Source organism: Ensifer sp. EB106-03-01-XG145 (genome assembly GCF_058792075.1).
The window spans coordinates 1611219-1634822 of record NZ_JBYTEC010000001.1; the positions used below are offsets into that span (position 1 = coordinate 1611219).

The window sequence follows — 23604 nt, forward strand, 5'->3', positions numbered from 1 at the left end:
TGCGCAGAGTAGGGCTGCGCAGTTGTCGGAATTTGGAATCCGGGTTTCAAAGAGTGCAGTGGTAGTGATTTGCTCACCAGTGGGCGGTGTGAGCGCTCATCGCCGTGTCTAGGCAGCGCCGTTTTGTAACGAGGACAGCGCTGCGGGAAATGAGGGCAGGCTTTGCCGCCCCCGATCGGAGAGAGAAGTAATGGTGTCGATTGTCCGCAAAGCGGCCCTGTGGGCCGCCGTCTCGACGAGTGTGCTGCTTGCCCCGCACGCAGTACTGGCCGAGACGATCTTCGGCGCAATGGCCAAAGCCTACGCAAACAATCCGGATCTGAACGCTGCGCGGGCGGGGCTGCGCGCCACCGACGAGAGCGTACCGATCGCCAAGTCCGGCTTTCGCCCCCAGGTGGCTGGTTTCGCCAGCGGGACGCTTTCGACCATCGACAGGGAGAGTTCCGGAACTCAGGACGTTCACCAGGGGCAGGTCGGCATCTCCATAACGCAGATGGTCTTTGATGGCTTTCAGACGCTGAACAATGTTCGCGCGGCCGAATCGAATGTGTTTGCCACCCGCGAATCGCTGCTCGCCAACGAGATGCAGATCCTGCTTTCGGCGGCGACCATCTATTCCAATATCGCCCGCGATCAGCAGCTCGTGTCGATCCGCAAGCAGAACATCGCGTTCCTTCAGGAACAGGTGAACGCCGCGAAGGCGCGGCTTGATGTGGGTGAGGGCACCCGTACGGACGTGAGCCTGGCAGAGGCTTCGCTCGCCAACGCGCAGTCGCAGCTTATCGTCGCTGTTGCGCAGCTGAAGCAGAGCGAAGCGACCTATGTGCGGATCGTCGGCGACTTGCCGAAGAACATCAAGCAGGCGTCTCCCGCATCGAAGAGCCTGCCGCGCTCGCTCGACCAGGCGGTCGCAAGCGGCCTGCGCGACCACCCGACCATTCTGGCAGCGCAGTACTCGGTTGATTCGGCCGGTTACCAGGTGAAGTCGGCTGAGGGCACGATGCTGCCCGGCGTGACGCTTCAGGGACAGGTCGGCCGCACCACTGGCAATGTCGGTGATGGCATCGACAGCAACACATCGAGCATCACTGCTCGCCTCGAAGTCCCGATCTATCAGGGCGGCCTCGAATACGGCCAGATCCGGCAGGCGAAGGAACGCCTGGGGCAGCAGCGCATTCTGGTTGATTCGGCGCGAGCATCGATTCAGGAAACGATTGTTTCGGCCTACGCACAGCTCGAAGCAGCGATCGCGCGTATTTCCGCCAACAAGGCACAGATCTCTGCCGCCAAGCTGGCACTGGATGGCGTCATCGAAGAGCGCAAAGTCGGCCAGCGCACGACCCTCGACGTTCTCGATTCGCAGCAGGACGTGCTGCAGGCGCAGGAACTCCTGGCGCTTGCGCAGCGCGACGCGGTCGTCGCGAGCTATACCTTGCTTGCAGCCTCCGCGAGGCTGACCGTGAAGAGCCAGGGTCTGCAGGTGGCCGAATATCGCGCCGAAGAACATTACGAGGCGGTCAAGGATAAATGGTTCGGTCTTCGAACCGTCGACGGTCGCTAAAGAAAACGCCCCGGTCTCCCCGGGGCGTTTCTATTTTTCCCCCTGAAAACAAATCTGTGCAAGGATCTGAGTGGCTGATTCGTGGCGTATGTTTCGTCCGCGAACTCACATAAGGTTTGTCGGAAATCGGCGCATGTCCTGTTTTGAAACACATGCCGGCCGCGTCAAACGGGGATAGAAATGGCACAGCTCAATGTCGCGCGTGAACCTTCGATGGATGAGATCCTGGCATCCATTCGCAAGATCATCGAGAGCAATGAGCCTGGGCAGGCCGGGCTTTCGCCGCAGGAGCATTTCGAGGACGAGGCGGGTGACGAGATCGAGCTGACGATCGACAGCGAGATCGAGACCGTTGCCTTCGGCCGGCGCGAGGAATCTGCCGAAACATCGAGGCCCGCCCCCGCGGCTCCTGCCGTAGAGCTTTCCATCGTCTCGTCCGAGGCCAGCACGGCGGTTGCTCAGCCGCCGCTTTCGCTGGCTGATGTCGCAGCACGCGTTCGTGCGGCTTCGGAGCGCCACGCAACGGGGTTTGCCCCGCGCGAAACGCAGCCAGTCGCGCCAGCGCCGGCGATCCAGGACAGCCCCGTCGTAACGTCGCGCATGGCCGCGGTATCAGCGCCCAAGGCTCCGGCCGTTCAGCCGATCGTGGCCCCAGAAACACATGAGGATGCGGAAGCGGTCGCTGCCCCAGCGCCATCGGAGCGTCGCGACAGCGTCGAATCGCCAGCGCCGGCGCCGGTGATCGACACGGTGGCCCCCGAGAAGGCGATCGCAGCCATCGTCTCTCCGGAAGTCGGCCGGAAGGTCGCGCAATCCTTCGACAACCTCGCTCTCGCGGTCGATCAGGGCGCAAGGCGCTCGTTCGACGAAATTGCCCAGGAAATGCTGCGGCCGATGCTGCAGGAATGGCTGGACGACAATCTGCCGACACTCGTCGAACGACTGGTTCGCGAGGAAATCGAGCGCGTTGCCCGCGGGCCGCGTCGCTGAAATTCAGATCTTTTGATGCGTGGGGCCGCGGCGACCGTCGCGGCTTTTTGCGTTCGTGTTGACTTGCACCGGCCGTTCCGGTTTACAAGACACAGACATCACTCTCCAAAATTGGCTCCAAAATGCTTGATAAGACCTACGATTCCGCATCCGTCGACCCACGTATCGCCAAGAAGTGGGACGAAGAAAACGCGTTTCGTGCAGGCGCGGGTGCCAAGCCCGGCGCCGATAGCTTCTGCATAGTGATCCCGCCGCCGAACGTGACCGGCTCGCTGCACATGGGCCACGCGCTCAACAACACGCTTCAGGACGTCATGGTTCGCTTCGAGCGCATGCGCGGCAAGGACGTGCTGTGGCAGCCGGGCATGGACCATGCCGGTATTGCGACCCAGATGGTCGTCGAGCGCAAGCTGATGGAAACCCAGCAGCACCGTCGGCAGATGGGGCGCGAGGCTTTCATTGAGAAGGTCTGGGAGTGGAAGGCCGAATCCGGCGGCTTGATCTTCAATCAGTTGAAGCGGCTCGGCGCATCCTGCGACTGGTCGCGTGAACGCTTCACCATGGACGACGGCCTCTCGGAAGCCGTTCTGGAGGTCTTCGTCTCGCTCTACAAGGAAGGGCTGATCTACAAGGACAAGCGCCTGGTCAACTGGGACCCGAAGCTTCTGACGGCGATTTCCGATCTGGAGGTCGAGCAGCACGAGATCAACGGCAATCTCTGGTATCTGCGCTATCCGCTCGAACCGGGTGTCACCTATGAACATCCGATTGCCTTCAATGAGGAAGGCAAGGCGACCGAATGGGAGAAGCGCGACTATCTGGTCGTCGCGACCACCCGCCCGGAAACGATGCTCGGGGACAGCGGCATTGCCGTCAACCCGGACGACGAGCGCTATAAACCTCTCCTCGGCAAGCATGTCATCCTGCCGATCGTCGGCCGGCGCATTCCCGTTGTCGCCGACAGCTACGCGGATCCGACGGCCGGCACCGGCGCGGTGAAGATCACGCCTGCGCACGACTTCAACGACTTCGACGTCGGCAAGCGTGCAGGCCTCAGCGCGATCAACGTCATGACGATCGAAGGTCGCATCACCATCAAGGACAACGAAGAGTTCCTCGAAGGGCTTTCCGATCCGGCAGCCTTGCATGGTGCGTGGGACGAACTCGAAGGCAAGGATCGCTTCGAGGCGCGCAAGATCATCGTCCGCATCTTCGAAGAAGCTGGCCTGCTCGACAAGATCGAGCCGCACAAGCACATGGTCCCCCATGGCGACCGTGGCGGCGTGCCGATCGAGCCGCGCCTGACGGAACAATGGTACGTCGACGCCAAGACGCTCGCGAAGCCTGCGATTGCCGCCGTCAAGGAAGGCCGGACGAACTTCGTTCCGAAGAACTGGGAAAAAACCTACTTCGAGTGGATGGAAAACATCCAGCCCTGGTGCGTCTCGCGCCAGCTTTGGTGGGGGCATCAGATCCCGGCCTGGTACGGCCCGGATGGCCAGGTCTTCGTCGAGAAGACCGAGGAAGAGGCGCTGCACGCCGCGATCCAGCACTATCTCGCGCATGAAGGCCCGATGAAGGCCTATGTCGAGGACCTGCTTGAAAACTTCAGGCCGGGCGAAATCCTGACCCGCGACGAAGACGTGCTCGACACCTGGTTCTCTTCGGCGCTCTGGCCGTTCTCCACGCTCGGCTGGCCGAACGAGACGCCGGAACTGGAGAAGTACTATCAGACCGACGTTCTGGTGACAGGCTTCGACATCATCTTCTTCTGGGTCGCCCGCATGATGATGATGGGCCTGCACTTCATGAAGGATGCCGATGGCACCCCGGTCGAGCCGTTCCATACGGTCTACGTCCATGCGCTCGTTCGCGACAAGAACGGCCAGAAGATGTCGAAGTCGAAGGGCAACGTCATCGACCCGCTCGAACTTATCGACGAATACGGGGCTGACGCACTGCGCTTCACGCTGGCGATCATGGCTGCCCAGGGCCGCGACGTGAAGCTTGATCCCGCCCGCATCGCCGGTTATCGCAACTTCGGCACGAAGCTCTGGAACGCGACGCGTTTTGCCCAGATGAACGGCGTGGTCGACAGCGACGGTTTCATCCCCGAAGCCGCGTCGCTCACCATCAACCGCTGGATCCTGACGGAGCTTTCGCGCACCATCCGCGACGTCACCGAGGCGATCGAGGCCTATCGTTTCAACGAAGCCGCCGGCAGTCTCTATCGTTTCGTCTGGAACCAGTTCTGCGATTGGTATCTCGAGCTGCTGAAGCCGGTCTTCAACGGCGAGGACGAGGCGGCCAAGCGCGAGTCGCAGGCCTGCGTCGCCTATGTTCTCGACGAGATCTACAAGCTGCTGCACCCGTTCATGCCGTTCATGACCGAGGAGCTCTGGGGGCAGACGGCAGGCGAGGGCCGTGAGCGCGAGACGCTGCTCTGCCACGCCGAATGGCCGGCGGCTTCCTATGCCGATGATGCGGCCGCCGATGAGATCAATTGGCTGATCGACCTCGTTTCAGGCATCCGCTCCGTCCGTTCGGAGATGAATGTTCCGCCGGCAGCAACCGCGCCGCTGATCGTCGTCGGTGCGAACAATCTGACGCGCGAGCGCCTGCAGCAGCATGCTCCGGCAATTGCGCGCCTGGCGCGTGTCGAACACATCGACTATGCGACTGTCGCCCCGCGCGGCAGCGCCCAGATCGTTGTGGGCGAGGCGACCGCGTGCCTGCCGCTTGGCAACCTGATCGATCTTTCCGCCGAGAAGTCGCGCCTGGAGAAGGCGATCGCCAAGGTGGATGCGGAGCGCGAGCGTATTCTTGGCAAATTGGCCAATGAAAAGTTCGTCGCGAACGCAAAACCGGAACTGGTGGAAGCGGAGCGTGAGCGCCTGGTGGAACTCGATCTTCAGAAAGATTCGCTTGGCGTCGCGCTCACGCGCGTGGCGGAAGCCGGTTAGGAAGCACGCTAAGGGTGCAACCGCCCACAGGGTTGATCGGCCAAGGAAGTCAAAATCCGCGACAGGTCCGTCGCGGATTTTTTATTTTAGTATGATTTTATATACTTGCCGGGGCGCGCTTCGCGATCGAATCGCTGAGCTGAATACTGTCGGCCGTTCACGAAATCGCTTGGCATGGGCAGGCGGAGTTTCAACGGCCATTTTTGTTGATCTTCAGCAAAAACCAATATTGTTGTCTCCACGACACAGCTTTCGCGAGTGTTGGAAGTTTTTCCTATTTTATTGGGTTATTTACCTATTTTCCGGAATATCATTTCGGAAATGCGCGAATGTGTCTAAATCATGAGAATCTTACGTAAATTATGTGACGCATAGTGCCGCACCGCCTCTGCATCTGGCATTTGCGATTTCACATGTTCGTGAGAATACTTCCGCCATACGCGGCATGAGGTGGAATGTCGCAGATTGCAGTGCAGGGGAGGAGCTTGATGGCTCACATGAATTTTAAACGTGGCGTCCTGACGGTGGCGGCTGGTTTGCTGGTTGCGTCGGCGGCCCACGCCGGCGGTCTTGAGCGCGGTGGTTACAACATCGATCTGCTGTTCGACCCGTCGGACTACGCCGGCGAAGCTTCGGCGACCTACGTCAATCCGCAGCGCGAACTGAAGAATGTCAGAGACACGGATACGACGTCTGCGGTTTTCCCGTTTAATGGAACGGGGCCGGGTGCTGGCGGTGGTAACTTGAATTCCCGACCGAATACCGCCGACGATACCGAGAGCTATTGGGTTCCGCGCGTTGGGGTCAAGGCGCGCTTTGCTGACGATATCGACTGTATGGCCGACTATTCGCAGCCCTGGGGTGCGCATACCAACCCGGGCCTCAACTGGGCCGGTGCAAACAACAACGTCGAGACGAAGGTCGAAAGCGACAACTACGCCGCAACCTGCTCCTATAAATGGGACGTCGGCCAAGGTCAGTTCCGCATCATCGGCGGCGTCTTCTACCAAGAGGTCAGCGGCTTCAAGGAGCGGTTGGTTCAGGATTTCACGGGCGTGCCACCGGTATTGGCCGCCGGGCGTACCGGCATCGGTCGGCTGGATCTCGAGGGGGATGGTTGGGGCTGGCGCGCTGGCGTCGGCTACGAAATTCCTGAATACGCAGTGCGGGCGAGCCTCGTCTACAACAGTGCCGTGGACCTCGACAACCTTGCGGGAACGATCGACCTGCGTGACGTTCGCGGGCCGGCTCCGGTTAACTTCTATGGGGTCTCCGGCTTTGCATCGATGCCGGATTCACTCGAATTGAAGATTCAGTCCGGTATTGCGCCCGACTGGGTCGCCTTCGGCTCGGTCAAATGGACGGATTGGAGCCAACTCCAGGTTCTCAAGTTTTGCCCTTCGTCGGGCGGAACCCTGGCTCAGCCCTGCACCTCGCTTGACCTGCTTTATCGAGACGGCTGGACGATTTCAGGCGGCTTTGGTCACAAGTTCAACGATCAGTGGAACGGCGCTGTTAGCCTGACCTGGGACCGCGGTACCAGCCACGGCTATGGCACTCAGTCCGATACTTGGTCGCTTGGCTCGGGTGTATCCTATTCGCCAAACAAGAATATCGAGCTTCGACTGGCTGGTGCAGTGGGCATCCTGACGAGCGGCAGTTCGGGCCCCGTTAACTTCGACGGGCAGGTTATCGGCGGCGATGTGTCCTACGACTACGGTAACGATTTCTTCGGCGCCATATCGACGTCCCTTAAGGTCAAGTTCTGATCCTTCGCCAATCTGAGTGTTTGGGCCCGGTTTCGACCGGGCCTTTCTTTTTGATGTGGAACTGTTCGCTGTTGCCTTTGCACCGTTCGCTAATGTGACGATTCAGCAACACATTTAATGCTAGAGTTTGCTAGCATCGGACTCGTCCCGGCTATGTCCATTTCCCGCCACAAACAGGGAGCAGCGATAGTAGGGACAAACCTGCAACCGTGAAAACGAAACCTGCGGCGTTTGGTGTGAAGTGAAACTTGGACCGTCGATGTTCATGTCAGATGTGGCCTTCGGCACTTTTGTGCAAGTGGTCGACTGAAATGGTCTTTTCGGTGCATGTGTCGAAGTTTCGTTCTGGAATGGTGCGTCGATGTTCTCGGCGGAATTGGTGAAGTTTTGGGCGGCGACGGGTCGTCCGGGCGTTTGTGTTTGCAGCGGTGATGAGTTCGGCGTGGCCGGCTGGAACGGAAGAATTAGACTGTGATGCTTGCGGGTGAACTGAAGTCACTGAAGGTTGCGATACTCGGCGTGTCGCTGGCGGTCTGCGGGACCAGCACCATGCCGGCCCTTGCCTTTGATCCGGGGGCAGGCGTCACGAAGGAATCCGGTCCCTTCGCGCTCTTCAAGTTCGGTTTCTCCGCTTACAAGAACGGCCGCAAGGACGAGGCCGTCGAGGCCTACAAATACGCTGCGGAGAAGGGGCATACCGGCTCCCGCTGGGCTCTGGCCAACATGTATGCCTATGGCGACGGTGTCGCCGAAAACGACCTCGAGGCCTTCAAGATCTACAGCGAGATCGCCCAGCAGGGTGTGGAGCCGGGTTCTGAGGATACCGGCTATTTCGTCAACGCGTTGATCTCTCTTGCCGGCTACTACCGACGCGGCATTCCCGACAGCCCGATCCAGTCGGATATGGCCCAGGCGCGGCAGCTCTATTTCCAGGCGGCGTCGACCTTTGGTGTCGCTGAGGCGCAGTTCCAGCTTGCGCGCATGCTGCTGTCGGGCGAGGGCGGTAGCGTCAACGTTCAGCAAGCCAAGAAGTGGCTCAACCGTGCCCGCAAGAGCGGCCATGCCGGTGCCATGGGTGTCTTCGGCAACGTAATCTTCCAGGAAGGCCAGACCATTCGCGGTCTCGCCTATATGACCGCCGCGCTCGACCAGTGTTCGCCGAAGGATCGGCCCTGGCTCCAGTCGATGCAGGAGCAGGCATTCTCGCTTGCCACCGAAGATGATCGCCGTACGGCAATCTCGCTTTCGCAGAATCTACATATGCAGGGCGACGACGACTGAGTTCGCCGCGCGGCTACCCCTCAGCCAGCACCGAATAGCCGAACGGCGGATCCGCACCTCAGGCGGCCGCGAAAGCAAACTCGCCGATAACAGGAACGTGGTCCGAGGGCTTTTCCCAGGCGCGAACATGTTTGTCGATCGACGTCGAAACCAGTCGATCGGCTGCCTCCGGCGACAGCATCAGATGGTCGATGCGAATGCCGAAATTCTTCGGCCAGCAGCCGGCCTGATAATCCCAGAACGTATAGAGCGGCACCGCGTCTGAGGTGGCCCGCACCGCGTCGGTGAAACCGAGATTGCGCAGGCGCCGATAGGCCGCGCGCGTCTCCGGCAGGAAAAGTGCGTCGTTCTGCCAGACTTTGATGTCCCAGCAGTCGTGCTCCTCCGGGATGACGTTGTAGTCGCCTGCCAGGATGAAGGGCTCTTCGAGCAGAAGGCGCTGCTCGGCATAGGCGGTCAGCCGGCGCATCCAGGCGAGCTTATAGGGGTACTTCTCACTATCGACGGGATTGCCGTTCGGCAGGTAGAGCGAGCAGACACGGATCACGCCGCCGGCAACCGAGAACACGCCTTCGATGAAACGCGACTGCTCATCGGAGTCGTCGCCCGGCAGGCCGCGGTTGACTTCGTCCGGACGCAGCTTGGAGAGCAGGGCGACGCCGTTGAAGCCCTTCTGGCCGTGGGTCTCGACATGATAGCCGAGGGCTTCGATCTCCAGACGAGGAAAGCCGTCGTCGACAGACTTGATCTCCTGCAGGCAGACGATGTCCGGATTGGCTTCCTTCAGCCATGCCAACAGGCTGTCGATTCGCGCCTTGACGCCATTGATGTTCCAGGTGGCAATCTTCATGGCTCGAAACGCCCTTCCATACAGGTGAGTCCTTGCGGCGGGACTCTTCTAGCCGCTCCGGATTCTTTTGACAAATCCGATACCTGCGGACTTTCAGCGCTGGGCAGAGCTGCAACGACGACGGGCGACGCCGCGCGCAGTTTATATACGGTATAGGTGCGGCTGCTTGAATTGATTCCGATCCATGGCCGGCTATAGTCCGGCGCATGATCGATCTCGTGCAGAACTACTGGCCGCATATCCTGGCGCTGCTGTCCTTCGCGCTTGGCATCCCGGCTGCCATTCACGCCGCCATGACCAAGGACGACGTTCGCGCCGCCGCAGGTTGGGTCGGTGTCGTTCTGCTCTCGCCGATCGTCGGGGCATTGCTCTATGCCGTTGCCGGCATCAACCGTATCCGCCGCTCCTCGATCGGCTCGCAACGCGCACTGCTGCGCGGGCAAGGCCCCGATCAGTTCGGCAGGTTCGATATCTCTGAAACAGATATTGCCGGAAGTTTCGGGAATCGTTTTGCCGCGATGAAAATCCTCGGCGACCGTGTTTCCCGGCACCGCATGTGTTCCGGCAACGGCATCGAGGTGCTGGCCGGCGGGGATGCTGCCTATGAGGCCATGCTGGTGGCCATTGCCGGTGCGCAGCGCAGCATCCTGATAGAGAGCTATATCTTCGATCGCGACGTGGTCGGCCTTCGCTTTGCCGACGCCTTGATCGCCGCGATCGCGCGTGGCGTCCAGGTGCGCGTACTGATCGACGCAGTCGGCGCGCGCTACTCCGTCCCCAGCATTGTCGGTCATCTGAAGACGGCCGGCGTTCCGACGGCCGTCTTCAACGGCAATATCATCATGGGGCTGAGGTTGCCCTATGCCAATCTGCGCACGCACCGAAAGATTCTCGTGGTCGACGGCCGCGTCGCCTTTGCCGGCGGCATGAACATCCGGGCGGGCTTTAGCAGCGAGATTGCCGGCGAGGAGCCGGCCCTCGACACGCACTTTCGGGTAACGGGCCCGGTGGTCGCCGACATCTTTCAGGTCGCCGCCGAGGACTGGCAGTTTTCCAGCGGGGAGATGCTGACGGGCGGTGCCTGGGCGCTCGAAGAAATGCCTTTGCCGGCAGAAACGTCTTCTGTGCTGATGCGCGCCATACCCTCAGGGCCGGACGCCACGAACGAAACCAATCACAAGATGCTGATGGGGGCGTTCTCGGTGGCGCGCAAGAACATCCGCCTGATGTCGCCCTATTTCCTTCCGGACCGCGAACTGATCAGCGCCTTGGTGACCGCGGCGCGCCGGGGCGTCGAGGTCGACATCATCGTGCCGGCGGTCAACAATCTGCTTCTGGTCGATCGCGCAATGACCGCCCAGTTCGATCAGGTATTGAAAGGTCATTGTCGGGTCTGGCGCGCCGAGGGCGCCTTCAACCATTCGAAGCTTCTGATCGTGGACGAGCGCTGGGCCTATGTTGGGTCGACCAATCTCGATCCGCGTTCCCTGCGTCTCAACTTCGAGTTCGATCTCGAAGTGCTGGACGATGGTTTCGCCCATACGATCGGCGGCATGATATCGGATGTGCTGGCTTCGGCCGAACCGGTCACGCTCGAGGCCTTGCGCGCCAAGCCACTTATCGACCGGCTGGCGAACCGTGTGCTTTGGCTGGGGTCGCCGTATCTCTGACGGCGACCGCAGGCAGGCCAGGTGGCCGTTGGCTCAGATGGAAAAACTCGTTCCGCATCCGCAGCTTGCGACCGCATTCGGATTCTTGATCTGAAACGACTGGCCGAGCAGGTTGTCGACGAAGTCGATCTCTGAGCCGCCCATATAGACGAGCGACAGGCTGTCGATCAGCACCTTGGCGTCGTTCTTCTCCAGCACCAGATCGTCGTCGTTGGCGCTGTCGACCAGGTCGAACTTATAGGAGAATCCCGAGCAGCCGCCGCCTTCGACGGACACCCGCATCGCGTTGTTGTGACTGTCCGAACGAAGGATCGTGGCGATCCGCTTTGCAGCAGCGTCCGAAAGGGTCACGGTTTCTTGCGTCATATCTGCCTCCTGCCGGGGTCAAGAACCGGAGAGATTTGATTGTCGTTTGCAGCACCGCCTCGGCCAACGCCGGAGGTCGTTTCACCCCCCGCGGCCAAGCCGTTGCTTTCGCTTGCGGAATCGGTCGATGCTTGCGCGACGCGTTTCCGTGGCTTTCACTATAGGTATGAAGGCTTCAATGTCCCGTCAATGGGATGACGATTTGGGTGGAAAATGACATTCGACAAAAATGCGCTGGGCTTCGGTTATGGTGAACACGCGCCGTTCGCGTCGAACCCCTGGGCGACGCGCGGCAGGCTCTATCCGGAAGCGTCGAGCGCGACACGTTCGGATTTCCAGCGCGATCGCGATCGCATCGTCCACACGACGGCCTTTCGCCGGCTGAAGCACAAGACACAGGTCTTCATCGCTGCCGACGGCGACCACTATCGGACGCGGCTGACGCACACGATCGAAGTGGCGCAGATCGCCCGCGCCCTGGCGCGTGCCCTCAAGCTCGACGAGGACCTCGCCGAAGGCGTCGCCCTCGTTCACGATTTCGGTCACACGCCGTTCGGCCATACGGGCGAGGACGCCCTGCACGAGATGCTGAAGCCCCATGGCGGCTTCGACCACAATGCCCAGTCGCTGCGCATCGTCACCAAACTCGAGCGGCGCTACGCCGAGTTCGACGGGCTGAACCTGACCTGGGAGAGTCTTGAGGGGCTGGTCAAGCACAATGGGCCGTTGCTCACGCCCGACGGGCAGGGCACGCGTGGACCGGTCCCTCAGCCGATCCTGGACTACTGTGCTCTTCACGATCTGGAACTGGCGAGTTACGCGAGCCTGGAGGCGCAGGTCGCGGCCATCGCCGACGATATCGCCTACAACACCCATGATATCGATGACGGCCTGCGGGCCGGCTACCTGACCTTCGAAATGCTGGAAGACGTGCCGTTCCTTGCCCGTCTGATGCGCGAGGTTCACGATCGCTATCCCGGTCTTGAAAGCAGCCGCTTCACGCACGAAATCATGCGCCGTCAGATCACGGCAATGGTCGAGGACGTGATCGGCGTCGCCCAGCAGCGTATCGCGGACATTCGCCCCGAGAGCGTAGCCGAGGTACGTCAGGCGGGTACGGTCATGGCGACGTTCTCCGAGGAGATGAGCGAGACGGACAAGCAGATCAAGCGTCTGCTGATGACCCGGATCTATCGCCACCCGGAAGTGATGCGGGTGCGGGAAGGTGCGGCGTCGATCGTCTGCGATCTCTATCATGCCTTCATGGACGACCCACAATTGATGCGGGAGCACTATTGGATCGATCAGATCTCGGGCATGGCCGAACCGGCGAGGGCCCGTCATGTCGGCGACTATCTGGCCGGCATGACCGATACCTTCGCGATCAGCGTGCACAAGCGCTTGTTTGACCACACGCCGGATTTGCGGTAGGGACGCCCCGCCCGGAGGCTTACGGTTCAAGCGAACCGAGCCTCCTTTTTGAGTTTTGCGCCGGCCACATGTGGTCGGGAAAAGCGGACGGATCAGATGAATCTCTTCACGGACTTCGAATCAAGAATTAAGGACATTCTCGAAACGCTTGACAGCGTTCGAGAAAAGCGATCCGAGCTTGACTTCGGCCGTGTCAATGTCGAGCCGCCGCGCGATCCAAGCCACGGTGATGTCGCGACCAATGCCGCCATGGTGCTGGCCAAGCCCCTCGGCCTGAACCCGCGGGCGCTCGCTGAGCTCATCGTTGAGAAGCTCAAGCAGGATCCGGAAGTCACCGAAGTGACCGTTGCCGGCCCGGGCTTCATCAACGTCCGGCTTTCGGTTTCCTATTGGCAGAAGCTGCTGTCGAACATGGTGCGCACCGGCCCCGACTATGGCCGCAGCACTGTCGGTTCGGGCCGCAAGGTTAACGTCGAGTATGTCTCGGCCAACCCGACGGGACCGATGCATGTCGGCCATTGCCGCGGCGCCGTGGTCGGCGACGCGCTTGCCAACCTTTTGGCCTTTGCCGGTTATGCGGTGACCAAGGAATACTACATCAACGACGCCGGGTCGCAGATCGACGTTCTCGCACGTTCTGCCTTCATGCGGTATCGCCAGGCGCTTGGTGAAGACATCGGTGAAATCCCGCCGGGTCTTTATCCGGGTGATTATCTCGTTCCGGTTGGCGAAGCGCTCGCCGATGAATTCGGCACGAGCCTGCGCCTGATGCCCGAAGACAAGTGGATGCCGCTCGTCAAGGACCGGACGATCGATGCCATGATGGTGATGATCCGAGAGGATCTCGCGGCGTTGAACGTCACTCACGACGTCTTCTTCTCCGAACGCACGCTTCACGCCAATGGGGCGGCTGCGATTCGTACGGCAATCAACGACCTGACCTTCAAGGGGCACGTCTACAAGGGTACGTTGCCGCCGCCGAAGGGGCAGCTCCCGGAGGATTGGGAAGATCGCGAGCAGACGCTGTTCCGCTCGACGGAGGTCGGTGACGATATCGACCGGCCGCTGATCAAGTCGGACGGAAGCTACACCTACTTCGCCGCTGACGTCGCCTACTTCAAGGACAAGTTCGACCGCGGCTTTGACGAGATGATCTATGTGCTGGGCGCCGACCATGGCGGTTACGTCAAGCGGCTCGAGGCGCTGGCGCGCGCCGTGTCTGGCGGTTCGTCGAAACTTACGGTTCTGCTCTGCCAATTGGTCAAGCTCTTCCGCGACGGTGAGCCGGTGAAGATGTCGAAGCGCTCCGGCGATTTCGTCACGCTGCGCGAAGTCGTCGATGAAGTCGGCCGTGATCCGGTTCGTTTCATGATGATCTACCGGAAGAATTCCGAGCCGCTCGACTTCGACTTTGCCAAGGTTACAGAACAGTCCAAGGATAATCCGGTCTTTTACGTGCAGTATGCGCATGCGCGTTGCCGGTCTGTGTTCCGCCAGGCGGCGGACGCGTTCCCGGATCTGGACATCGAATCGCTTGATCTCGCCGGTGCGGTTCAGGGAAAGATCGAGGATCCGACGGAGCTTCAGCTCGTTGCCAAGCTCGCAGAATATCCGCGGGTGATCGAGGCCGCGGCACTGGCTCAGGAGCCGCATCGTATCGCGTTTTACCTGTACGATCTTGCCGCTGCCTTCCACGGACACTGGAACAAAGGTAAAGAGAATCCGGAATTACGTTTTGTTAACGATAAAAATAGACAATTAAGTACTGCCAGACTCGGGCTGGTGCATGCTGTCGCTTCGGTATTGAAGTCCGGCCTGTCTATTACAGGCACCTCCGCACCGGAGGAAATGCGATAAGTATTGTCACCATTTTCCCACAATGCACTGGCACATAAATACAGGCAATTGTGAGTGGAGAGCATGGCAGACAAACAATTCGCACGAAGCGGGCCGGCTGAATTCGATGTATTGGCAGACGATGATCCGTTGGCCGAACTCGCCCGGATCGTCGGTTACGATGCCCGTCCGGCCGTACAGCAATTGCAAGAGTTGCAACGACATCAGGAGGCGGTCCGTCAGGAGCCCGCCTTCGATCTCGAAGACGAACTCCTTCGCGCTTTCGACAGCTACGATGCGCCGCGTGCTGGGCAGCAGCCTGCTGTGGAGCCGGTTTCGGCGCCGCAGCCGGTCGAAGAGGCCCGGATCGAGCCGGTAGCCGAATTCGCGGAAGAGTACGAGGCGCCGATATTCCGTCAGCCCGAGCCGGTCGCAACGCCGGCCGCTGTCGCCGAAGAGGAACCGGAGCAGGTTGTCGAGGTGCAGTCGTTCTCGGCCGCCCCTCAGGGTGCCGAAGTCGATAGCGCCGAATTCGTCGCCGACGAGCCGGCGTTCGATCTGGAGCGCGAGCTCGAACTGTCGCTCGGCGAAGCCGATCTGTTGCCGTTCGAAGAAGAGCCGGTATCTGAGGCGACGGAACAGGTAGTCGACGACTGGCAGGCACCGGTCGCAGAATTGTCGACGGCTTGGTCCGAGCCCTCTGCTGTCCCCGAGCCGTTCCCGGTTTACGACGAGCCGAGCCTTGAGGTTGCCAACCTTGACGTTGCTAGCCTCGACGTCGCTCCTGAGGAGCGCCTGGACGAGGCCGTATACGTGAACGACACGACCCCGGAAGAGCCCGCTGGCCATGACACTGCCCGCGACGAACTTCTTGCGGATATCGAGCGCTTCCCGGTTCCGCCGGTGACCGCCGTGGTTGCCGCTGCCGTGCAGTCTCATCCGGCCCTTCACGCCACAGAGCAGCCGGTGGTCGCTCCCGCCGCCCCGGTAAATACGGTTGCGACACCGGCGAAGAAGAGCCCCTATCCCTTTACGCCGACCTTCAGCCGGGCGACGCCTGTTGCTTCGCCCTCGGGCGCCAGCCAGCAGCGCGCCTTCGCCGGTCCGCTCGTGACGCAGGCAGCGCCTGTTGCGGCACCCGCAGCTGCCGCAGTCGCCACGCCTGCCGTTACGCCGGTTGTCGAGGCTGCCCAGCCGGTCCAGCCCGTTGCAGAACAGGAGAACGAGCCGGGCTTCGACATCGAGAACTTCGAAATGGAGCTCTCCGATGCCGCACTGAAGCTCGATCTTGCGGACCTCGGGCCGACCGAACCGATTGCCGTCGCACCTGTGGTCGTGTCGCAGGCTGCTGCGCAGCCGGTCATCGAAGCGGTTGCTCCGCAGCGTGAACCGGAACGTTCCGTCGAAACCTTCGTGGCTCCGGCCCCGGTGGAGCAGCAGGACGTGCAGCCTGAAAGCACGCTGCCCTTCGATCCCTCGATGATCGCCGAAGCCGAGAATGGCGTTGCGCCGATCGCCGACATGGATGTGCCGCAGCTGCCGGTCATCGAAACGGAAAAGCCGGTCGCCTATCCGGCAGACTACGATCTCGATATCGATGCGGAAATGGCGCAGCTGTTCGGCACGCCGGCTCCGGCCGCCAAGGATCCCCGTCCGGCCGCGGTTGAAAAGGCCGAAGTGGCTCGTCCGACCCCGGCAGCAAATGCAAATCCGTCGTTCGGAGGCGGCGCGCTCGACGATTTCGACGAATTCGAAAAGGCGATGGAAGAGGACTTCCGCCGCTCCATAACCGAACGGAAGTCCCCGACGCGTGATGCCGAGCGGGTTTCCCCGGTGCAGAGCCAGGACGATGCGGGCGACTATCGCGACTACGGCTCGGGTCGGCGGTCGCAGCGCACGATGCTGCTCGCGGCAAGCGTTGCTGGCGTCATCATTCTCGGTGGTGCGGCTGTCTACTCCTGGATGGGCGGCAGTGGTGCGGTAACCTCTGCCGAGGGTCCCAAGATCATTCTCGCCGACAAGGGACCGGTTAAGGTCGTGCCGGAAGAAAAGGGCGGCAAGACCGTACCGAACCAGGACAAGGCCGTTTACGATCGCGTCGCTGGAGCCCAAGCCGGAGCGCCGCAGCAGGAAGCATTGGTTTCTTCGACCGAAGAGCCGATGGACGTCGTTCAGAAGACGCTGACGCCGGAAACGCTGCCGCTCGAAGGCAGCGACGACTCGGACGGCCTGCAGGCCAACCTGCCGGCGGATGACGAGGACGGCGCTCGCTTGCTGCCGGATGGCGGCGCCCAGACTGCCGCTCAGGAAGAAGACAAGGCACCGGCCGTCGCACCGCGCAAAGTGCGCACAATGATCGTCAAGCCGGATGGCACGCTGGTTGCTCGTGAAGAGCCGGTTGCCGCACCGGCGACCGATGTCGCCGGTGCGACGCAGCCGCTGCCGGAAGCGCCCTCGAAGGAAGTCGCTTCGGCTGATGTCACTGCTGCCGGTCAGGCATCGGCCAATGTCGATCAGGTGGCGCTTGCCGCAACGGGCAATGCCGATATCGAACAGGTTCCGGTTCGCAGCGTGACGACGACGGCAACAGGCGACAAGGCGCCGACGCCGCAGGCGCGTCCGGTCGAGCAGCCGGCTAAAGTTGCCGGCACTGCTACCGAGCGCGGCAACGTGCGTCCGGCCGAAGAGCAGGCGGTTGCCACTGCAGAAGCCCAGCCGGCGCAGCAGGTTGCAACCGCATCGGTTCCGACCGGCGGATACTTCATCCAGGTCGCATCCTTGCCGTCCGAGGCCGAAGCACAGAAGTCCTACAACAGCCTTTCCAGCAAGTTCGGCAGCGTCATTGGCGGCCGTGGCGTCGATATCCGCAAGGCGGAGATCGCCGGCAAGGGCACCTACTATCGCGTCCGCATCCCGGCCGGCTCCAAGGAAGAGGCAAATGCCCTGTGCTCCAAGTACAAGGGCGCTGGCGGAAGCTGCCTGGTGACCAAGTAAGTCGGGCACAACGGATAGAGTTGAGGAGGGCGCGGCTCATAGGCCGCGCCCTTCGCATTTCAGGGCTTTCGTTTGCCCCATGGCCTTGTGCATGAACGGCGGGGCTTCGTCTTTGTGGCTTCGCGCCGGGCGGCGCCCGCTCTATGCTCTCTCAATGAGCGAATCAAAAGCATTTATCTCGGGCTGCAAGGGCCTTTCTCTTAACGAAGACGAACGCCAGTTCTTTGCCGGCGAGCGGCCATGGGGCTTCATCCTGTTCGGGCGCAACATCGGCGAGGGGCAGCAGATCTCCGATCTGGTGGCGTCACTTCGCGACAGCATCGGCAATCCGAACGCGCCTGTGCTCATCGACCAGGAAGGCGGGCGCGTGCAGCGCATTCGGCCACCGCTCGTCCAGCAATACCCGAATGGCGCGGCGATCGGCGAAATCTATCGCCGCGACCGGGAGCTCGGTCTGCGTGCTGCCTGGCTGATGGGACGCCTCCACGCCTTCGACCTGATGCGCTTCGGCATCACGGTCGATTGTCTGCCGGTGCTCGATGTGCCGGTGCCCGGCAGCCACGACGTCATCGGCAATCGCGCTTATGGTCACGACCCTGAGGCCGTAACGGCGATCGGCCGCGCGATGGGCGAGGGGTTGAAGGCCGGTGGCATGCTGCCTGTCATGAAGCACATGCCCGGTCACGGCCGCACCTTCGTCGACTCGCACCACAATCTGCCTGTGGTCAGTGCTACTTTCGAAGAGCTTGCTGCCAACGACTTCCTGCCCTTCCTTGCCATGAACGACGAGGTGATGGCGATGTCGGCGCACATGGTCTTCACGACGATCGACCCGGACAATCCGGCGACAACCTCGGCGAAGGTGGTGCGCGAGATCATTCGCGGTCACATCGGTTTCGACGGTCTTTTGATGTCGGACGACGTCTCGATGAACGCGCTGGCCGGCGACATGACCACTCGCGCGCGCAACATCATCGCCGCGGGGCTTGATCTCGTCTTGCATTGTCATGGCATAATGGAAGAAATGAAGGCCGTCGCCGACGTGGTGCCGGTTCTCGCCGGCGAGAGCCTGCGTCGGGCGAAGGCTGTCGAAGCGGCGTTCCGGGCGCCTGACGATGCGAGCGAAAGCGATCTACGGACGGAGTTTAACGGCCAGTTCGCGACGGTGTAAGGTAGGCGCGGCCGGCAGGAAAGGATTGGACTGTCAGTGAGCAATGCGGGCGAAAGACAAGGCAAGCCTGCGTCGAAGGCGCCGATGGAGCCCCTGTGGCAGGAAGAGACTTCAGAGCGCGGGCTGCATGAAGAAGCGCTGGTGGTTGATCTTGCCGGTTTCGAAGGCCCGCTCGATCTCCTGCTTCATCTCGCCCGTAGCCAGCGTGTCGATCTTTCGCGCATCTCCGTACTTGCACTCGCCGAGCAATATATCGCCTTCATCGAGCGGGCGCGCAGCATCCGCATCGAGCTTGCCGCCGATTATCTCGTCATGGCGGCATGGCTTGCCTATCTGAAATCGCGCCTGCTGATCCCGCAGCAGGCGAAGGATGACGGTCCAACGGGCGAGGAAATGGCTTCGGCGTTGGCTTTCCGGCTGAAACGCCTGGAGGCGATGCGTGAGGCGGCAACAAGGCTCATCAATAGAAACCGGCTCGGCCGGGATGTCTTCGTTCGCGGTGCCCCGGAACATATCGTCACGGAGAAGAAGTCCGGCTTCGATGCCTCGCTCTATGATCTCCTGAGCGCCTATGCGAGCCTGCGTCAGCGCCAGGCGATCACGCAGGTGACGATCGAGAAGCGCCATGTGTGGTCGCTCGCCGACGCGCGCCTGATACTGGCGCGCATGATCGGCGGTCTCGACGATTGGACAGCGCTCGATCATTTTCTCATCCGCTACATGACGACGCCGAAGGAGCGGGCAACGGCGATCGCCAGTTCCTTCGCAGCTTCGCTCGAGATGGTTCGCGAGGGCCGGCTGGAGATCCGCCAGGAAGAGGCCTTCGCGCCGATCTACCTTCGGCGCGGACCGAACCCGATCGATGCGGAGACGCTTGCCGAAATGGAGGCAGCCCGTGGCTGAAGCCCAAAAGTATGTGCCCGAAGCTTCCGACGAGGACGAGGAGATCGGAGCGGCGCCGACCTTCGATCCTCGCTTGGAGCAGGAAGCCGAGCGGATCGCGGAAGCCCTGGTGTTTGCTTCGGCGCAGCCGGTGTCGGAGACCTATATCGAAAGTCGACTGCCGCGTGGTGCCGATGTCGGTCGCATCATGATGCGGCTGAAGGCGCTCTACGCGACGCGCGGCGTCAACCTGGTTCAGGTCGCCGACCATTGGGCTTTCCGCACGGCTGCCGATCTTTCCTTCGTCGTGCAGACCGACGAACAGGAGGTCCGCAAGCTCTCGCGCGCTGCGCTCGAAGTTCTTTCCATCATTGCCTACCACCAGCCGGTGACCCGTGCGGAGATCGAGGATATCCGCGGGGTCCAGACGTCGAAAGGCACGCTCGACGTGCTGATGGAAGCGGGCTGGGTCCGCTTCAGGGGACGCCGGCGCACGCCGGGCCGGCCGGTCACCTTCGGCACCACCCGGGATTTTCTCGATCACTTCGGTCTCGAAGAACTGCGCGACCTGCCGGGTATCGAGGAGCTGAAGGGGGCGGGGCTGCTTTCCGGCCGCGTGCCGTCCAATCTCAATATTCCCGTTCCGGTAGGCGAAGACGAGCTTGCCGAGAACGAAGACCCCATCACCCAGCTAGACCTTGAAGAACTGGGGCTCTTGACACCGAAGGGCGAAGAAGCTGATTAAAACCTGAATGGGGATATCGGCTTTCCCTGGCGCCCGGCCGTTTCAGCGGGCGCGACTGGTGTCAAGGAATGCAAGCATGGTTTCAGATCCGCAGGACGCTCCCGTCATGACAACGCGACGGACGGCGGGTGTATCCTTCGCGGCGAGCCTGGCCTTCGAAGATATTCATCACAGCTATCACGCCAAGGAAACGATCAAGGGCGTCAGCCTGGCGGCCAAGGCCGGCGAGGTCCTTTGCCTGCTCGGTCCGTCTGGGTCCGGCAAGACGACCTTGCTGCGTATCGCCGCAGGGATCGAGAAGCAGAGCACGGGACGCCTTCTGCTCAATGGCCAGGAGATTTCCGGCCCCACGGTTTTCCTGCCGCCCGAAAAACGCGGTGTCGGGCTGATGTTCCAGGATTTCGCGCTCTTCCCGCACATGTCCATTCGCGACAACGTCCGCTTTGGCCTGACGGCGATTCCAAAGAAGGAAGCCCTGAACCAGGCGGACGCGGCACTCGAGCGTGTGGGGCTCTCCCACTACGCTAACCAGTACCCGCACGTGCTTTCCGGCGGCGAGCAGCAGCGTGTGGCGCTTGCGCGCGCGCTTGCGCCGCGTCCTGCCGTGCTTCTGATGGATGAACCGTTTTCCGGCCTCGACTCGCGTCTGAAGGATTCGATCCGCGCCGATACGCTCGCTATCCTCAGAGAGACCCGGGCGACGGCGATCGTCGTCACCCACGATGCGGAAGAAGCGATGCGCATGGCCGATCGAATTGCGCTGCTGCAAGATGGGCGACTTGTCCAGGTTGGTACGGCAGATGAGCTTTACCGCCATCCGAGAAACCTCTTTGCGGCCGGTTTCTTCTCGGAAATCAACGTGTTCAATGCGCAGGTTCGCAATGGCCGCGTCGATACGCCGGTCGGCACCGTAGCGGCCGGGCGCCACGGCGAAGGGGAGCGCGTTTCGGTCGCGGTGCGGCTTTCCGGGGTGCGCGTCGGCGAGGAGAATGGCGACACGCCTGCGCGCATCGTTTCCCGCCGGTTCATCGGTGTGGTGGAGTTGTTGGAACTGGCCGTGCCGGGCTGCGAGGACATTGTGCGCGCCCGTATCCGCGCGGACCAATTGCCGCAAGGATTGCGTGACGTAATGCTTTCGGTTAACGAGCGGGATATATTGCTGTTTGAAAAAGACGCATCAACGTCTTAGGGTCGATCGCAAGGCGCGATTGTCCGTGGCACGCCTGAAATTTGACATGTGGCAGGCTCTTAATTTTGATGAGAGCCTCAAGGGAGTAAGAGCATGGGGTCCTTAAGCATCTGGCACTGGCTAATCTTTTTGGCGGTGGTCCTGCTATTGTTCGGCCGTGGCAAGATTCCGGAATTGATGGGCGACGTTGCCAAAGGCATCAAGAACTTCAAGAAGGGCATGAGCGAGGACGACGCCGGTTCGGCTGACAAGACGATCGACAACAAGACGGTCGACCACAAGTCAGACGAAGTTCGCTAACGATCAAGCGTCCGTAGGGCCCGGCTGGCATTGATGCCAGGCGGGCTGGATCATGGATTTGCAGGACATATCAAATGCTTGATATCGGCTGGACCGAGCTTGTCGTCATTGCAATCGTTCTCATTGTCGTTGTCGGGCCGAAGGATCTGCCGCCGATGCTGCGGGCATTCGGGCGCATGACCACGAAATTGCGTGGCATGGCCTCCGAGTTCCGTCAGCAGTTCGATGAAGCGTTGCGCGAAGCGGATCTGGACGACGTCCGAAAAACGATCAGCGATGCGCAAAGTCTCAACCCGGCCAATGCGCTCAGGGATGCGATGAATCCGCTTCGCCAGATCGGCAACGATATCAAATCGGACCTGCAGAAGGCTGCGACGCCTGACAAGCCCGCCACGACGGGTACCACCGAGCCCGCGACTGCGGAGCCGGTCATGGCCGCTCCGGTAGCTGTCGCGGAAGCGAAGCCCGCAGATGCGGTCGCCGCTGCGGCCGTAGGCTCTGCCACTCGTCAGCTCGAGCGCGCCGAGGTTGCCGTCCCGGCTGAAAAGCCCAAGCGGATGCCAAAGGCGAAGGCCGATCCGGCACCGGTGGCAAAGAAATCTGCAACGCCAAAGGCGGCTGCGCCCAAAACTCCGGCAAAGGCACCCGCAAAGGCGGTGGCCGAGAAGAAGTCGTCGAAGCCCGCTCCAGCCGAGCCGGCTACCAAGACGTCCAAGCCGCGCGCCAGCACGCGCAAGAAAGGTGAAGCATGAGCGGCGATATCGAGGACCGGCCGCAGCCGCTGATCGAGCATCTGATCGAATTGCGCAGACGCCTGATGTGGGCCGTCGGCGCGTTCTTCATGGCGTTCCTCGTCTGCTTCTACTTTGCCAAGGGCCTCTTCAACCTTTTGGTGCTGCCGTTCAAATGGGCAGTGGGCTGGGCCGGCCTGAACCATCGCAATGTCGAGCTGATTTATACGGCCCCGCAGGAATTCTTCTTTACCCAGATCAAGGTGGCGATGTTCGGCGCTATGGTCATCGCCTTTCCCGTGATCGCCGCGCAGATCTACAAGTTTGTCGCCCCAGGCCTCTACAAGAACGAACGCGCTGCCTTCCTGCCATTCCTGGTCGCGTCGCCGATACTGTTCCTCATGGGGGGCGCCCTGGTCTATTTCTTCTTCACGCCCATGGTTATGTGGTTTTTTCTGGCCATGGAGCAGGGCGGCGGCGAAGGGCAGGTGGCAATCCAGCTCCTGCCAAAGGTATCGGAATACCTGAGTCTGATCATGTCGCTGGTCTTCGCTTTCGGCCTCGTCTTCCAGTTGCCGGTGGTGACGACGTTGCTTGCGCGCGTCGGGCTCGTCACTTCCCAGGGCCTCAAGGATAAGCGAAAGTACGCGATCGTCATTGCGTTCTTCGTCGCAGCCATCTTGACGCCGCCCGATCCCGTTTCCCAGATCGGCCTTGCACTGCCAGCCATCCTTCTCTACGAAATTTCGATCTATACGGCGCGACTCATCGAAAGACAGCGGGCAGCGGACGCGCTCAAGAGCGAAGTTGCCGAGTCGCAGGAAGGATCTTCCGGAGAGGTCGGCCCCGCCAAGGGCTGAGCATTCGAGATTTCG

The 23604-nt window shown here is 61.3% G+C and carries 18 protein-coding genes; 16 read left to right on the top strand and 2 right to left on the bottom strand.

Annotated elements, in window-relative coordinates; all coding sequences use genetic code 11:
• The first annotated feature begins 190 nt into the window (after positions 1–190).
• The 5 genes from AC3WWH_RS07890 (at position 191) to exoR (ending at position 8564) form a co-directional block, all read left to right on the top strand.
• A complete protein-coding gene (locus AC3WWH_RS07890) occupies positions 191–1561 on the top strand; it encodes a TolC family outer membrane protein (protein WP_057255789.1) in 1371 nt (456 codons plus the stop codon).
• 180 nt (positions 1562–1741) lie between these two features.
• Positions 1742–2551, top strand: coding sequence for a PopZ family protein (locus tag AC3WWH_RS07895; protein ID WP_058320610.1), 810 nt, complete (start codon positions 1742–1744; stop codon positions 2549–2551).
• A 122-nt stretch (positions 2552–2673) separates the two neighbouring features.
• On the top strand, positions 2674–5514 hold the full coding sequence (locus AC3WWH_RS07900; RefSeq protein WP_058320611.1) for a valine--tRNA ligase: 2841 nt from the start codon (positions 2674–2676) through the stop codon (positions 5512–5514).
• 488 nt (positions 5515–6002) lie between these two features.
• Positions 6003–7283, top strand: a complete 1281-nt coding sequence (locus AC3WWH_RS07905; RefSeq protein ID WP_058320612.1) for an OmpP1/FadL family transporter — start codon at positions 6003–6005, stop codon at positions 7281–7283.
• Between the two features lie 474 nt (positions 7284–7757).
• Positions 7758–8564, top strand: a complete 807-nt coding sequence (exoR, locus tag AC3WWH_RS07910; protein ID WP_058320613.1) for an exopolysaccharide production regulator ExoR — start codon at positions 7758–7760, stop codon at positions 8562–8564.
• Between the two features lie 58 nt (positions 8565–8622).
• Here exoR and xth read toward each other — a convergent pair whose 3' ends face one another.
• Positions 8623–9414 carry an exodeoxyribonuclease III gene (gene xth / locus AC3WWH_RS07915; RefSeq protein WP_057255799.1) on the bottom strand — a complete coding sequence of 264 codons (792 nt, stop codon included), beginning with the start codon at positions 9412–9414 and terminating at the stop codon, positions 8623–8625.
• Between the two features lie 206 nt (positions 9415–9620).
• On the opposite strand from xth, the gene AC3WWH_RS07920 reads away from it, so the two are divergent.
• Positions 9621–11084, top strand: coding sequence for a phospholipase D-like domain-containing protein (locus AC3WWH_RS07920; protein WP_058320614.1), 1464 nt, complete (start codon positions 9621–9623; stop codon positions 11082–11084).
• A 33-nt stretch (positions 11085–11117) separates the two neighbouring features.
• Here AC3WWH_RS07920 and erpA read toward each other — a convergent pair whose 3' ends face one another.
• Positions 11118–11450, bottom strand: coding sequence for an iron-sulfur cluster insertion protein ErpA (erpA, locus tag AC3WWH_RS07925; RefSeq protein ID WP_057255803.1), 333 nt, complete (start codon positions 11448–11450; stop codon positions 11118–11120).
• Positions 11451–11663: 213 nt separating this feature from the next.
• Here erpA and AC3WWH_RS07930 point away from each other — a divergent pair, with 213 nt between their 5' ends.
• The 10 genes from AC3WWH_RS07930 (at position 11664) to tatC (ending at position 23589) form a co-directional block, all read left to right on the top strand.
• On the top strand, positions 11664–12881 hold the full coding sequence (locus tag AC3WWH_RS07930) for a deoxyguanosinetriphosphate triphosphohydrolase (protein ID WP_057255805.1): 1218 nt from the start codon (positions 11664–11666) through the stop codon (positions 12879–12881).
• 96 nt (positions 12882–12977) lie between these two features.
• Positions 12978–14738, top strand: coding sequence for an arginine--tRNA ligase (argS, locus tag AC3WWH_RS07935; RefSeq protein WP_058320615.1), 1761 nt, complete (start codon positions 12978–12980; stop codon positions 14736–14738).
• Between the two features lie 63 nt (positions 14739–14801).
• Positions 14802–17711 carry an SPOR domain-containing protein gene (locus AC3WWH_RS07940; RefSeq protein WP_058320616.1) on the top strand — a complete coding sequence of 970 codons (2910 nt, stop codon included), beginning with the start codon at positions 14802–14804 and terminating at the stop codon, positions 17709–17711.
• Between the two features lie 154 nt (positions 17712–17865).
• Complete coding sequence (gene nagZ, locus AC3WWH_RS07945) at positions 17866–18882, top strand: beta-N-acetylhexosaminidase (RefSeq protein WP_058320617.1); 1017 nt, start codon at positions 17866–17868, stop codon at positions 18880–18882.
• Between the two features lie 36 nt (positions 18883–18918).
• Positions 18919–19785, top strand: a complete 867-nt coding sequence (locus tag AC3WWH_RS07950) for a segregation and condensation protein A (RefSeq protein WP_373419810.1) — start codon at positions 18919–18921, stop codon at positions 19783–19785.
• Positions 19778–20509, top strand: a complete 732-nt coding sequence (scpB, locus tag AC3WWH_RS07955) for an SMC-Scp complex subunit ScpB (RefSeq protein ID WP_058320618.1) — start codon at positions 19778–19780, stop codon at positions 20507–20509. The genes AC3WWH_RS07950 and scpB overlap by 8 nt, the downstream gene beginning before the upstream one ends.
• A gap of 76 nt (positions 20510–20585) precedes the next feature.
• Positions 20586–21698, top strand: a complete 1113-nt coding sequence (locus tag AC3WWH_RS07960) for an ABC transporter ATP-binding protein (protein ID WP_058320619.1) — start codon at positions 20586–20588, stop codon at positions 21696–21698.
• 93 nt (positions 21699–21791) lie between these two features.
• Entirely contained in the window at positions 21792–21998 is a 207-nt protein-coding gene (locus tag AC3WWH_RS07965; protein WP_057255816.1) for a twin-arginine translocase TatA/TatE family subunit, read from the top strand.
• 74 nt (positions 21999–22072) lie between these two features.
• Positions 22073–22750, top strand: a complete 678-nt coding sequence (gene tatB / locus AC3WWH_RS07970) for a Sec-independent protein translocase protein TatB (RefSeq protein ID WP_057255818.1) — start codon at positions 22073–22075, stop codon at positions 22748–22750.
• Positions 22747–23589: a twin-arginine translocase subunit TatC gene (gene tatC, locus AC3WWH_RS07975; protein ID WP_057255820.1), complete on the top strand. Its 843-nt coding sequence runs from the start codon at positions 22747–22749 to the stop codon at positions 23587–23589. Before tatB ends, tatC begins: the two co-directional genes overlap by 4 nt.
• Positions 23590–23604 lie beyond the last annotated feature (15 nt).

Coding starts and splice junctions, on each gene's coding strand:
- AC3WWH_RS07890 (WP_057255789.1), top strand. CDS start 191: ATGGTGTCGATTGTCCGCAAAGCGGCCCTGTGGGCCGCCGTCTCGACG.
- AC3WWH_RS07895 (WP_058320610.1), top strand. CDS start 1,742: ATGGCACAGCTCAATGTCGCGCGTGAACCTTCGATGGATGAGATCCTG.
- AC3WWH_RS07900 (WP_058320611.1), top strand. CDS start 2,674: ATGCTTGATAAGACCTACGATTCCGCATCCGTCGACCCACGTATCGCC.
- AC3WWH_RS07905 (WP_058320612.1), top strand. CDS start 6,003: ATGGCTCACATGAATTTTAAACGTGGCGTCCTGACGGTGGCGGCTGGT.
- exoR (WP_058320613.1), top strand. CDS start 7,758: ATGCTTGCGGGTGAACTGAAGTCACTGAAGGTTGCGATACTCGGCGTG.
- xth (WP_057255799.1), bottom strand. CDS start 9,414: ATGAAGATTGCCACCTGGAACATCAATGGCGTCAAGGCGCGAATCGAC.
- AC3WWH_RS07920 (WP_058320614.1), top strand. CDS start 9,621: ATGATCGATCTCGTGCAGAACTACTGGCCGCATATCCTGGCGCTGCTG.
- erpA (WP_057255803.1), bottom strand. CDS start 11,450: ATGACGCAAGAAACCGTGACCCTTTCGGACGCTGCTGCAAAGCGGATC.
- AC3WWH_RS07930 (WP_057255805.1), top strand. CDS start 11,664: ATGACATTCGACAAAAATGCGCTGGGCTTCGGTTATGGTGAACACGCG.
- argS (WP_058320615.1), top strand. CDS start 12,978: ATGAATCTCTTCACGGACTTCGAATCAAGAATTAAGGACATTCTCGAA.
- AC3WWH_RS07940 (WP_058320616.1), top strand. CDS start 14,802: ATGGCAGACAAACAATTCGCACGAAGCGGGCCGGCTGAATTCGATGTA.
- nagZ (WP_058320617.1), top strand. CDS start 17,866: ATGAGCGAATCAAAAGCATTTATCTCGGGCTGCAAGGGCCTTTCTCTT.
- AC3WWH_RS07960 (WP_058320619.1), top strand. CDS start 20,586: ATGGTTTCAGATCCGCAGGACGCTCCCGTCATGACAACGCGACGGACG.
- AC3WWH_RS07965 (WP_057255816.1), top strand. CDS start 21,792: ATGGGGTCCTTAAGCATCTGGCACTGGCTAATCTTTTTGGCGGTGGTC.
- tatB (WP_057255818.1), top strand. CDS start 22,073: ATGCTTGATATCGGCTGGACCGAGCTTGTCGTCATTGCAATCGTTCTC.
- tatC (WP_057255820.1), top strand. CDS start 22,747: ATGAGCGGCGATATCGAGGACCGGCCGCAGCCGCTGATCGAGCATCTG.